This is a genomic window from Streptomyces sp. NPDC087845, from assembly GCF_044742755.1.
Lineage (GTDB): Bacteria > Actinomycetota > Actinomycetes > Streptomycetales > Streptomycetaceae > Streptomyces.
On record NZ_JBIUVC010000003.1, the window covers coordinates 95,690 to 107,984 of the forward strand.

At 69.4% G+C, this 12,295-nt stretch carries 11 protein-coding genes; 1 reads left to right on the plus strand and 10 read right to left on the minus strand.

The window, feature by feature from the left end:
* Window positions 1-4 precede the first annotated feature (4 nt).
* The 5 genes from ACIOMQ_RS09610 to ACIOMQ_RS09630 all read right to left on the minus strand — a co-directional run bounded on the left by ACIOMQ_RS09610 (window position 5) and on the right by ACIOMQ_RS09630 (window position 6,000).
* Window positions 5-1,051 carry an iron-siderophore ABC transporter substrate-binding protein gene (locus ACIOMQ_RS09610; protein ID WP_401269517.1) on the minus strand — a complete coding sequence of 349 codons (1,047 nt, stop codon included), beginning with the start codon at window positions 1,049-1,051 and terminating at the stop codon, window positions 5-7.
* A 384-nt stretch (window positions 1,052-1,435) separates the two neighbouring features.
* Entirely contained in the window at window positions 1,436-2,302 is an 867-nt protein-coding gene (locus ACIOMQ_RS09615) for an ABC transporter ATP-binding protein (protein WP_401755915.1), read from the minus strand.
* 39 nt (window positions 2,303-2,341) lie between these two features.
* Window positions 2,342-3,403, minus strand: a complete 1,062-nt coding sequence (locus ACIOMQ_RS09620; protein WP_401263763.1) for a FecCD family ABC transporter permease — start codon at window positions 3,401-3,403, stop codon at window positions 2,342-2,344.
* Entirely contained in the window at window positions 3,400-4,458 is a 1,059-nt protein-coding gene (locus ACIOMQ_RS09625) for a FecCD family ABC transporter permease (protein ID WP_401936682.1), read from the minus strand. The genes ACIOMQ_RS09620 and ACIOMQ_RS09625 overlap by 4 nt, the downstream gene beginning before the upstream one ends.
* A gap of 186 nt (window positions 4,459-4,644) precedes the next feature.
* Window positions 4,645-6,000 (minus strand): lysine N(6)-hydroxylase/L-ornithine N(5)-oxygenase family protein, encoded by a 1,356-nt coding sequence (locus ACIOMQ_RS09630; RefSeq protein WP_401263762.1) that lies wholly within the window; start codon window positions 5,998-6,000, stop codon window positions 4,645-4,647.
* 247 nt (window positions 6,001-6,247) lie between these two features.
* Here ACIOMQ_RS09630 and ACIOMQ_RS09635 point away from each other — a divergent pair, with 247 nt between their 5' ends.
* Window positions 6,248-7,195, plus strand: a complete 948-nt coding sequence (locus ACIOMQ_RS09635) for a methionyl-tRNA formyltransferase (RefSeq protein WP_402188476.1) — start codon at window positions 6,248-6,250, stop codon at window positions 7,193-7,195.
* 165 nt (window positions 7,196-7,360) lie between these two features.
* On the opposite strand, the gene ACIOMQ_RS09640 is transcribed toward ACIOMQ_RS09635, so the two are convergent.
* The 5 genes from ACIOMQ_RS09640 to ACIOMQ_RS09660 all read right to left on the minus strand — a co-directional run bounded on the left by ACIOMQ_RS09640 (window position 7,361) and on the right by ACIOMQ_RS09660 (window position 12,150).
* Window positions 7,361-7,951 carry a hypothetical protein gene (locus ACIOMQ_RS09640; protein ID WP_362197318.1) on the minus strand — a complete coding sequence of 197 codons (591 nt, stop codon included), beginning with the start codon at window positions 7,949-7,951 and terminating at the stop codon, window positions 7,361-7,363.
* A gap of 14 nt (window positions 7,952-7,965) precedes the next feature.
* Complete coding sequence (locus tag ACIOMQ_RS09645; protein WP_072486134.1) at window positions 7,966-9,129, minus strand: ROK family glucokinase; 1,164 nt, start codon at window positions 9,127-9,129, stop codon at window positions 7,966-7,968.
* 131 nt (window positions 9,130-9,260) lie between these two features.
* On the minus strand, window positions 9,261-10,121 hold the full coding sequence (locus tag ACIOMQ_RS09650) for an ATP-binding cassette domain-containing protein (protein ID WP_402188478.1): 861 nt from the start codon (window positions 10,119-10,121) through the stop codon (window positions 9,261-9,263).
* Window positions 10,118-11,170, minus strand: a complete 1,053-nt coding sequence (locus tag ACIOMQ_RS09655) for an ABC transporter permease (RefSeq protein ID WP_402188480.1) — start codon at window positions 11,168-11,170, stop codon at window positions 10,118-10,120. Before ACIOMQ_RS09655 ends, ACIOMQ_RS09650 begins: the two co-directional genes overlap by 4 nt.
* Window positions 11,167-12,150, minus strand: coding sequence for a sugar ABC transporter substrate-binding protein (locus tag ACIOMQ_RS09660; protein WP_362197330.1), 984 nt, complete (start codon window positions 12,148-12,150; stop codon window positions 11,167-11,169). The genes ACIOMQ_RS09655 and ACIOMQ_RS09660 overlap by 4 nt, the downstream gene beginning before the upstream one ends.
* Window positions 12,151-12,295 lie beyond the last annotated feature (145 nt).

Sequence of the window (12,295 nt, forward strand, 5' to 3'; positions counted from 1 at the left end):
ATGTCTAGCCGACCGACTTGACGAGCTCGTCGATCGCGTACGGCAGGGACAGCAGGGTGCCCTGGGACATGGCCGCGCCGACCGCCGGGCCCTCGCTGTCCAGCAGGTACGACACCTTGCCGTTCTTGACGGCGGACAGGTTCTCGAACAGCTTGAACTTCTTCAGCGCTTCCGTGTCCGCCTTGTCGTTGATGACGAAGATGCGGTCGACGTCGACCAGGTCGACGCGCTCGGGGGACAGCACGGTGAAGAACTTGCCGTCCGCGATCTCGTCGATCTTCGTCGCACCCTTGTAGCCGATGCCCGTCACCAGCCGTCCGCGCACGTCGGTGGTGGTGAACGGCGCGAGCGAATCCTTGTACCAGGACAGCGCGACGGCGGTCTGGTTCGCGAACTCCGGGTGCGCCTTGCTCGCCGCGTCGAGCTTGTCCTGGATGCCCTTCACCAGCTTGGTGCCCTCGTCCTCCTTACCGAGCGCCTTGGCGATGTGCACCGCGTTGTCCTGCCACGGCGCGCTGAAGGGCTCCTTCTCGCCCTTGGTGCGACCCACCGTCGGGGCGATCTTGGAGAGCTTCTCGTAGGCGGCCTGGTCGATCTCGGAGTAGACCGCGATGATCAGGTCCGGCCGCAGGGAGGCGATCTTCTCGTAGTTGGGGCCCGAGTCACCGTTCTTCATGATGACCTCGGGGCGGGTGTCGCCCCACTTGTCCTTCACCCAGGGCCACTGGGTGTTGATGTCGGGGGACTTGCCCGCCGGATTCGGGTACTGGTCGACCATGCCGACCGGCTTGATGCCGAGCGCCAGGATGGCCTGGTCGTCCGTGTAGCCCACGGAGACGACCCGCCGGGGAGCCTTGGTGATCTTCGTGGATCCGAATGCGTGCTCCACGGTGACCGGGAACGCGCCGGCGGCGGCCGGGGCGTCGTCGCCCTTCTTGTCCGCCGAGCCGGAACCGCATCCCGCGAGGAGGCCGGCGCCAAGAGCCGCGGCGGACAGTACCGCCGCCAGCCGCCGCCACGGCTTCACAAGCGTCGTTCGATGGAGAAGCATCCGGAATCCCTTGCTTTCGCGCTGTCCACTGCGCCCCTGTGTAAGGGCAGCCAACCTTATCCCGTGTAAGTAAGGTCAGCCTAGCCTAACCATCAAACTTTCCCTCGCCGGCCACGAGTTGGCCCCTCACCCGCGCCCGACCGGCGCCGGCCCGGTGGCCGGGCGCACGTACGCGGGCACGGAACCCGACGAGTGCCGTGGCCGGTCGGCGGAGTGCGCGGAACACCGAGGGCATCGCCCACGAGCGCCGCGGCCGAAGAGCGCCTGCGCCTCGATCACTTCGAGGGCCGCCCGATCGGCGGACTGCGTCGCCTCGTCCCCCCGGCCGCCAGGGCCTAAGGGCTGTCCCGTAGCCCATGCCCGCCAGGGACTACGGGACAGCCCTTAGGAGTCGAGCCGGACGTGCGTACGGCCTATCGGCACGATGAGCGGCCGATCGCCCACCGGATCGTCGATCACCGCGGCGTGCAGCCCGAACGCCTCGTGCAGCAACTCGGCGGTGATCACGTCCCGCGGATGCCCCTGCGCCAGGATCGATCCCGCCCGCATCACGACGAGGTTGTCGCTGTAGCGCGTGGCCAGATTGAGGTCGTGCAGCACCATGACCACGGTGCACCCCGACTCGTGCAGGTCGTCCACCAGGTCCAGCACGTCGATCGCGTGCGCCAGGTCCAGATAGGTGGTCGGCTCGTCCAGCAGCAGCAGGTCGGTGCCTTGGGCCAGGGTCATCGAGATCCAGACACGCTGGCGCTGCCCACCGGAGAGCGAGTCGACCGGGCGGTCGGCCAACTCGGACACTCCGGTCATGGCCAGCGCACGCTCCACGACGCCGGCGTCGTCCGACGACCACTGCCGCAGCCAACTCTGGTGCGGATGGCGCCCCCTGGCGACCAGGTCGGCCACCGTCAGCCCCTCCGGCGCGACCGGCGCCTGCGGCAGCAGACCGAGCTTCTTCGCCACGTCCCTGGTCTTCAGTTTGACGATGTCCTCGCCATCCAGCACGACCGTCCCCCTGGCCGGCTTGAGCAGCCGAGTCAGGGTGCGCAACAGGGTGGACTTCCCACAGCCGTTGGGGCCGATGATCGTGGTGATCACCCCCGGGGGAATCGCCACGTCGAGATCGTCGATGACCGTCTGGCCGCCGTACCCGACCGTGACTCCCCTGGCTGCCAGCCGTGAGACGTCCTCGCCCCCGGATTCGCCCCCGGATTCGACCTCGGATTCGACCTCGGTGATGAACTGAGCGGCCACAAGCCCCCCTTGTTTAGGTTCGCCTTACTTTTCTACCATCTACCTGAGGTTCGCCCGCACCAGCAGATAGACGAGGAACGGGCCGCCGATCGCGGCCGTGACCACACCGACCGGGAGAGTGATCGGCAGCGCCGTACGCGCGACCAGGTCCGAGCCGATCAGCAGCAGCGCTCCGACCAGGCCCGAAGCCACCATCGGCGGCGTCGGGTACTTCGCCAGACGCATCGCCACCTGCGGCGCCACCAGAGCGACGAACGGAACCGGGCCCGCCGCGCTCACCGCCACAGCAGCCAGCAGGACCGCGCACAGCAGCAGGATCGCCCGTACCCTCGTGTACCGGACGCCCAGGCCGGCGGCGACCTCGTCGCCGAGGTGCATCGGCTTGAACTGGAACGCGGCAGCGGCCACGACGACGACGAGGGCGAGCGTGCACCAGAACGCCACCCGGACCGCGTCCCACGACCGGTCCTCCAACGAGCCGACCAGCCACGCCTGGGCCCTGGCCACGTCCCTGATGTCGGCCGAGACCAGCAGCCAGGTCGTGATCGCCTCCGTCACGGCGCTCACCGAGATACCGATGAGGATGAGCCGGAAGCCGTCGATCCCGCGCCGCCATGCCAGGAAGTACACCAGCAGCCCCGTGCCGAGACCGCCCGCGAGCGCCGCCGCGGACAGGCCCACCGAGCTGACGACCGCCGCGGCGGCCCCGCCCGACACCGTCACCAGGAACACCGCGACCACGCCGGCTCCCCCGGTGATGCCCAGGATGTCCGGGCTGGCGAGCGGATTGCGCGCGACGGACTGCGTGATCGCCCCGGACATCCCCAGCGCGATCCCCACGACGAGACCGGCCAGGGCACGCGGCATCCGCAGATCCATGACCACGAACTCGTCGACCTGTTCGCCCCGGCCGAGGATCGTGGCGATCACCCGGGACAGGCCGATGGGGAAGTCCCCGACGCTGATGGAGAGGCAGAACACCAGGAAGGTCGCCGCCATCAGCAGCAGCGTGACCAGGACGAGCCAGGGCCGCCATACGAACGACACGTGGCCGAGCCGCACGCCCGGCGCCACCGAAGGATTCACGTCTGCCCCGTTCATGCGCTCTTGAACTTTCCTCGCCACACCAGAACCGCGAAGAACGGGGCGCCGAGGAGGGCGACCACGACACCCGCGTCCAACTCGCCCGGCCGCACCACCAAGCGCCCCACGATGTCGCAGACCAGCAGGACGACGGATCCGAGCAGACCCGCGTACGGCACCAGCCAGCGGTAGTCCGGCCCGGTCAGGTACCGGGCCACGTGGGCCACCATGAGCCCGAGAAACGCGATGGGACCGCACGCCGCCGTGGCCGCACCCGCCAGCAGGGTGATGGCGACGATGCCTGTCGTCCGGCTCAGCGCGATGTTCACTCCCAGCCCCCGCGCCACGTCGTCGCCCAGGTTGAGCAGGTTGAGGGCGGGCAGGGTGGTCAGTGCCAGCACCAGTCCGACCGCTATGAACGCGGTCACCGGCCAGATGACGTCGAATCCGACACCGGCCACGGAGCCCGCGTTCCAGAACCGGAGCGCGTTCAGCGATTTCTGGTCGGACAGCGCGACCGCCGTGGTCATCGCCGCGAGGAACACCGTGATCCCTTGCCCGGCCAGGGCGAGCGTCAACGGGTTGCCCGCCCCCCGGCCGACACTCGCAAGGCCGAAGACGACGACACCGGCGACCGCCGCCCCCGCGAAGGCGAACCAGACGTACTGGAACGGGTCGGCGAACCCGAACACCGCGATCACCGACACCACGGCGAAGGAGGCACCGGAGTTCACCCCCAACAGGCCCGTGTCGGCTATGGGGTTGCGCGTGTACCCCTGGATCAGCGCACCGCCGACCCCCAGAGCGGTGCCCGCCACGATCGCGAGGACCGTCCGGGGCACCCGCACCGTCTGCACGATGAGCCTGATCTCGGTGAGCCGCTGGTCGGATTCGGGCACCGCGAACAGGCCGTGCCAGACCTCGGCGGGACTCAACGCCCGTGCGCCGACCGCCAACGAGACCGCCGCGGCGACCACGAGGATCACCGCAAGCATGCCCAACCCCACCACCCGCCTCCGACGGGCCCCTGTCGTGCCCCCGGGCGCGGGGCGCTCAACTGTAGTCGTGCACATGTCGACGTGCGCCATCCCTTTGATCCACCGGGGACGCTTGGCCGGTTGGACCCCCACCCTCGGACGGGGTGTGCCCACACCGCCGCGTGCGCCCCGGTCCCCTTGCAGAGCGTTGCGGAGCGGGTCCGCGCTCAGCTCGACCGGTGACGGAACCAGGTCGTGCCGGGCGCTGAACCCGTGGGCAAACTAGCGGACGGTGCTGCCGGTGCCGTCGGCGACCGGGCGGGCCTCGTCGGAGGAGGACTTGACGCCCCGGTCGAGCAGCGAGTCCAGGATCTCGCCGACCCGTATCGCGGTGTTGGACAGCAGGGACGTCGTGATGCCGTGCGTGTGCTCCGTACCGCCCTGCAGGTAGATTCCGCAGCGCAGGCCGGGGTCCGTCGCGACGCGGTAGTCGCGCTCGACGCGGACGCGGCCCTCGTCGTCGCGCAGGCAGCGGTCGGCGACCTCACCGAGGAGGCCGAGAGGGTCGGCGGGGCTGTAGCCGGTGGCGAACACCACGACGTCGGCGTCCACGTGCGTCTCCTCGCCCGTGACGAGGGACTTCACGGTGGCACGGACGCTGTCGGGCTTCTCCTCGACGCCGGTGACCCGGGACACGTTGAGGAAGCGCAGCCGTTCGGTGCCGAGGACCTTCTCCTGGTACATCTGCCGGTACAGGTCGTCGATCAAGTCGATGTCCACCACGGAGTAGTTGGTGTTGCCGTGGTAGTCCATCAACCGGTTCTTGACGCTCTCGGGCGCGGCGAAGTAGTCGTCGACCGCCCCGGGGTCGAAGATCCGGTTGGCGAAGCTGCTGTCGTCGGCGGGGCTGTAGCCGTAGCGGGAGAAGACCGCGCAGACCTCGGCCCGGGGGAAGCGGCGGTGCAGGTAGGCGACGTTCTCCGCGGCGCTCTGCCCGGCACCCACGACGACGAACCGCGAGGGCGAGGTGCCCTCCAATCCGCCGACCTTGCGCAGCAGATCGGAGTTGTGCCAGACACGGTCGCCGCGCTCCACGCCCTCCGGCACGACGGGGCGCAGCCCGGTGCCTATGACGAGGTTGCGGGCCCGGTGGACCTCAAGGCCCTCCCCCGACCTGACGGTCACGTCCAGGTACTCCACCGCACCGTCGTGGACGAAGGGCGTGACGGAGACGACCTCGTGGCCGTAGGAGACCATGTCGTCGACCTTGGCCGCGGCCCACTCGAAGTAGTCGTGGAACTCCACCCGCAGCGGGAAGAGGTTCTTGTGGTTGATGAAGTCGATCAGCCGGCCCTTGCTCTGCAGGTAGCAGAGGAAGCTGAACTCGCTGGCCGGGTTCCGGAGCGTCACCAAGTCCTTGAGGAAGGACACCTGCATGGTGGCGTCGTCGATCAGCATGCCCCGGTGCCAGCCGAAGCTCGGCTGCTGCTCGAAGAAGTGAGCGGTGACCGGCTCCTGCCTGCCGACGTGTGTGTTGTGCTCGCTGAGCGCGATCGCCATGGCCACATTGGAGGGGCCGAAGCCGATGCCAATGAGGTCGTGGACCAGTGGTGCGTCGCCAGGAAGAACCTGTGACATGTCACTCCCATCGTGCGGGAAAGCCGCCTGTCAGGCGTGGGGAAGGTACGAAGAGCGGGCACGCCGACGGAGCGGCCCAGCTAAACTTAGGTGAGCCTAAGCTAATCATTCAATGCTGTCGACAGGGCAAATCGGGCGACCGGGCATTGACGCCCCGTCAATCGAGCTTCGACGTCACCCCATTGCAAACTAAGGTAAGCCTTGCTTTACTTGCCGTCGGTCTGTCCCTGCCCTGAGGAGGAACCCCATGCGGGTCGTCATGTTCGGTTACCAGACCTGGGGGCACCGAACCCTGCAAGCCCTTCTGGACTCCGAGCACGACGTGGTACTGGTCGTGACGCACCCCAAGAGCGAGCACGCGTACGAGAAGATCTGGAGTGATTCCGTCGCCGACCTCGCCGAAGAGCACGGCGTACCGGTCCTGATCCGCAACCGCCCCGACGACGACGAGCTGTTCGAGCGCCTCAAGGAGGCGGACCCGGACATCATCGTGGCCAACAACTGGCGGACGTGGATCCCCCCGCGAATCTTCGGCCTCCCGCGCCACGGCACGCTGAACGTCCACGACTCGCTGCTGCCGAAGTACGCCGGCTTCTCCCCGCTGATCTGGGCCCTGATCAACGGGGAGCCCGAAGTGGGCGTCACCGCGCACATGATGGACGACGAACTCGACGCCGGCGACATCGTCCGGCAGGAGGCGGTCCCGGTCGGACCGGCGGACACCGCCACCGACCTCTTCCACAAGACCGTCGACCTCATCGCCCCGGTCACCATCGGCGCACTCGGCCTCATCGCCGCCGGGCAGACGGAGTTCACCAAGCAGGACCGCTCCCGGGCCAGCTTCTTCCACAAGCGGTCCACCGAGGACATCCGCGTCGACTGGACCTGGCCGGCGGAAGACCTCGAACGCCTGGTCCGCGCCCAGTCCGAGCCGTACCCCAGCGCCTTCACCTTCCACAAGGGCAGGCGACTCGAGGTCCTCGCCGCAGTCGTGTCCCGGAGCCGCTACGGCGGTACGCCCGGCCGCATCTTCTACCGCGAGGGCGACGGCGTGGTGATCGTCGCCGGAGCCGACGCCCGCACCGGCCGCAACCACGGCCTGGCCATCACGCGCATACGCACCGAGGACGGCCGGGAGATGCCCGCGACGGAGTACTTCACCTCCATGGGCGGCTATCTGGCCAACCGCCCCTGACGCACCGGCACCACCGCGGTCCCGTGGCCGGCCGGCGGCTTGCAGCCCGACCGTCGCCGCGGCATGGATACCCCGTACGGGCCCGGCGCCGGGCCCGTACGGGGTATCCATGTCACCGGCGCCGCTTCACTCGCTCCGGTCGGTGAGCGGCCCGCAGGCTTCCGGTCAGGGGGTCGCCGCGGAGACGACATAGACGACAGGGTTCATCGGATCGGTCATGTTCACGGTGATGTCCTGGGTGGGCCGCGGGCCCTTGTTGGTGTGCGTGGTGCCCGCCCACGCGACGCCGGGGTTGAAGCTCCAGCCCGAGACCTCCTGGTCGCGGGCGCCGATGCTGACCTTGCCCGTCTCCAGTTCGGCGCGGCCGCTGCCCAGCCGGCTCAGGAACCGGTCCAGCCCGGCGGAGGTGGTGCGGAACTCCACGTACAGGCGGCTGGCCTTCCAGTTGTTGGTCTCGTAGTACTGCACGTCCAGCGCGTTGCCGGGCATCGGCAGCTCGAAGATCCGGCGCTGCAGCCGGGACGGCCAGCCCTCCTGGAGCCCCTGCGCGGACGCCTTGGACTCCTTGTTCTGGCCGGAGCGGCGGCTCTGGCCCGCGGAGATCAGCAGGTATCCGGCCGGAATGCCGATGAGCAGCACGATGATGGTCGCCGTGATCAGACGGCGGCGGATCATCCGGCGCCGGTCCTGTGGCGGCCTGTCGTCGTCGGGCGGCGAGGACTGGCGCGGCAGGACGGGGTGCTCGGCTGCGGTCATGTCTGTGGGGATCCCTAGGAGGTGCGAGTGTTGCGCGTGTTACGGATGGTGCTCGCGGCCTGGTCGTAGATCTGCGCGTACCGCTCGTACCGCTCGACGCGGCGGCGGTTGGTACGGCGGAATCTGCGGGCCACCAGCCTGGCCAGGTCGGCGGCGCCGACCATACCTGCCTCCGGGCCGAGCTGCGCCTTCGCGATCCGGGCCTCGGGGCGGTAGCCGCGGCCGGTGAGGTGGCGCTTGAAGGCGTCCCTGGCGGGGCCGATCAGCAGGTCGTCGGCGGCGCTGACACCGCCTCCGATGACGAAGCAGGAGGGGTCGAGGGCGGCGGCCAGATTGGCGATGCCGACGCCGAGCCACTGGCCGATGTCCTGGAGGAGCTCGACGCACATCGCGTCGCCCTCGCGGGCCAGTTCGGTGATGAGCGGCCCGGTGATGTCGGGGATGTTCCCCTTGACGCGCTCGATGATGCCGTGGGCCACCGGGGAGTCGGCCGCGGCCAGTTCCTTGGCCTCGCGGACGAGGGCGTTTCCGGAGCTGTACTGCTCCCAGCAGCCGCGGTTCCCACACGGGCAGCGGTGCCCGCCGGGCACCACCTGCATGTGGCCGAACTCACCGGCGACCCCGTACTTGCCGCGCTTGACCTGTCCGTCCTCCAGGATCGCGCCGCCGATGCCGGTACCGAGCGTGATCATGACGAGGTGGTCCTCGCCGCGGCCCGCTCCGAAGCGCCACTCCGCCCAGGCGGCGGTGTTGGCGTCGTTGTCGACCATGACGGGGACGACGAGGCGGGAGGCGAGGGCGTCGCGCAGCGGTTCGTCGCGCCAGGCGAGGTGCGGGGCGAACAGCACCTTGGAGCGGTCCGCGTCGACCCAGCCGGCCGCCCCGATGCCCACGGCGTGCACGTCGTGCCGGTCGGAGAGGTCCAGGACCAGCTCGACGATGGTGTCCTCGACGACCTTGGGGCTCTTGGACTTGTCCGGCGTCTCGGTGCGCAGCTGCTCCAGGATGTTGCCGTCGGCGTCGACGACACCCGCCATCACCTTCGTACCCCCGATGTCGATGCCGACGGTGGGTACCCGCGGCGCCGTGAGGTGCGAGCGCCGTTCCCGGGTGCCCACCGTCCGCAGGACGGTGGCGCGGGCGGAGCCGCGGTGTGTGAAGTCGCGGTACGTGCTCATCGTCCCTGCGGGGTCTGGGGGAACCGGGGCGGTGCTCCCGGCGGCGGACGGCGCCCGTCGAGCTCGATTCTGCCACTGCCGGGACACCGCGGTCGGCGGACCCGTTGGCAGGGGCCCGCACGGGCCCGTGGTCAGCTCGGGTCGTCGGTGACCGGGCGGCCGCCCAGGTGGGTCGGTCCCGGGGCCCGCTCCAGCTCGTGGCCGAGCTCCTCCAGCTCGCTGCCGCCCGCCATCTGGCGGGTCAGCTCGTCCAGGGTGATGCTCGCCCGGGTGTGGCTGCCGGACATGGCGCCCCGCTTGAGCAGGACGAACCGGTCACCCACGAGATACGCGTGGTGCGGGTTGTGCGTGATGAGGACCACGCCGAGGCCGGCGTCACGGGCGGCCGCGACGTACTTGAGGACGACGCCGGACTGCTTGACACCCAGCGCGGCGGTCGGCTCGTCCAGGACGAGGACCTTGGCGCCGAAGTAGACGGCCCGCGCGATGGCGACGCACTGGCGCTCGCCGCCGGAGAGCGTACCGATCGGCTGGTCGACGTCGCGCAGGTCGATGCCCATGCGCAGCAGCTCGGAGCGGGTCGTCTCGCGCATCAGCCGTACGTCGAGGCGCTTGAAGGGGCCCGCGCCGGTGGTCGGCTCGGAGCCGAGGAAGAAGTTCCGCCAGACCGGCATGAGGGGGACGACGGCAAGGTCCTGGTAGACCGTGGCGATACCCCGGTCGAGGGCATTGCGCGGATTGGCGAGGGCGGTCTCCTCGCCGTCGATGAGGAAGCTTCCCGCGTCGTGCCGGTGCAGCCCCGCGATGATCTTGATCAGGGTGGACTTGCCGGCACCGTTGTCGCCGAGGACACAGGAGATCTCCCCCGCGTGGACCTCCAGCGAGACGTCCTGGAGTGCCTTGATGTTGCCGTAGAACTTGCTGACGTGGTCGAGCTCGACGAGCGCCCGGGGGGACGTCTCCCGGCCGGCCGGTGCCTGGGGGGCCGTCATTTCGTCGCCTCCGCGCGCTTGCGTACCCATGCGTTGAGCAGGGTGGCCAGGAGCAGCATGGCTCCGAGGAAGAACTTGAACCAGTCCGGGTTCCACTCCGCGTACACGATGCCCTTGCTGGTCATGCCGAAGATGAAGGCACCGACCGCCGAGCCGATCGCGGAGCCGTAGCCGCCGGTGATCAGGCAGCCGCCGATGACGGCCGCGATGATGTAGATCAGCTCGTTGCCGACGCCCTCGCCGGACTGCACCACGTCGTACGAGAACAGCAGGTGCTGCCCGGAGACCCACGCGGCGAAGGCGACCCCGAGGTAGAGCCCGATCTTGGTGCGGATCACCGGGACGCCGACCGCACGGGCCGCGCCGGCCTCGCCGCCGACCGCGAAGATCCAGTTGCCGAAGCGGGTGCGCAGCAGGATCCAGGTGGCGATCGCGACGAGCACGGCCCACCACAGGATGGTGACCTTGAACTCGACGCCGCCGATGGTCCACTGCGAGGCGAAGACCCGACGGGCCGAGTCGAAGCCCTCCATGTCGCCGATGGACTTCGTCGACACCGTCCCGCTGATCAGCTTGGTGAAGCCCAGATTGAGGCCGGTCAGCATCAGGAACGTGCCGAGCGTGGTGATGAAGCTCGGCAGTTTCGTCCGGGTCAGCATGAAGCCGTTGAACGCCCCGATGGCCAGCGTGACCAGCAGCGACACGAAGACGCCGACCCAGACGTTGGCCGTCATCTGGTAGCTGAACATCGACGAGATCAGCGCGGAGCTGGTGACGAGCACACCGGCGGAGAGGTCGAACTCGCCGCCGATCATCAGCAGCGCCACCGGCGCGGCCATGATCCCGATGGTGGAGGCCGCGTAGAGCACCGTACCGAGGCTGGAGGCGCGCAGGAAGCTGTCGGCGACGATCGAGAAGAAGATGAAGACGGCCGCGGCGCCGACCACCGAACCGAGCTCGGGGCGGCCGAGCAGTCTGCGCAGCGGTGAGGTGCGCAGCAGCCGCTCGTCGGCCGCGGCCGGGGCGGGTGGGCCCGTGACGGTGCTCATCGGGTCCCCCGCTTCGTGTACTCCGCCAGCTCGGCGGCGTCCTTCGAGGTGATGATCTGCGGGCCGGTGAGGACCGGGCGCCCGCCGCCGAGGACATTGCGGTTGTACCGGTAGAGCCAGAGCAGGTCGACGGCCTCGTATCCCTGGAGGTAGGGCTGCTGGTCGACGGCGAAGCCGAGGCTCTTGTCCTGGAGGGCGGTGGCGACCTTGGCGTTCAGGTCGAAGGTGTCGATCTCGGCCTTGCTGCCCGCGGTCTTCTTCGCCTTGACGGCGGCGTCCGCGAACGGCGCCCCGAGGGTGACGACCGCGTCGATGCTCTTGTCGGCCTGGAGCTTGGCCTCGATCGACGCCTGGACGTCGGGCATGTTGGTGCCCTCGACGTACAGGTTCTGCATCTGCCCGTCGAATGCCTTCTTCGCTCCGGCGCAGCGCTGCTCGTGGCCGACGTTGCCCTGCTCGTGCAGGATGCACAGGGCCTTCTTGCGGCCGCGTGCGTTGAGCTCGTCGCCGACCGCCTCGCCCGCGATGGACTCGTCCTGGCCGATGTGGGTGAGCGCGCCGAACTGCTTGGACTCCGCGGAGCCCGAGTTCACCGTGATCACCGGGATGCCGGCCTTGGTGGCCTTGGCGACGACGTCCTTCATCGCGTCGGGCTTGGCGAGCGTGACGATCAGCCCGTCGACCTTCTGGTCGATGGCGGCCTGGACGAGCTGGGCCTGCTGCTGCGCCTCGTCGTTGTGCGAGTACAGGAACTTGATGTTGTCCTTGACGGCCGCCTGCTCGGCGCCCCGCTGGACGATGTCCCAGAAGGTGTCGCCGTCGCCCGAGTGGGTGACCATGGCGAAGGTCCACCGGGGTGTGTCCACCGCGGCCCGGCCCTCGGCGGCAGCCCGGGCCGCGCGCTCCTCCGCCCGCTTGCCGCCGGTGCTGCTGCATCCCACGAGGGAGACCCCCAGCACCGCCGCAAGCACGGCGCCCATCGCACGTACCCCTGTCCGAACCCTTGCCACGACGCCGTGCCCTTCTTGTGCTGCTCGCTGTGCTCTTTGGTGGGGCCGGGGACGATTCGTCCCCTGCCCGGCTGGCCAAGTATCCCCGAGTCGCCGACGGCGCCGCCCGGCAGGG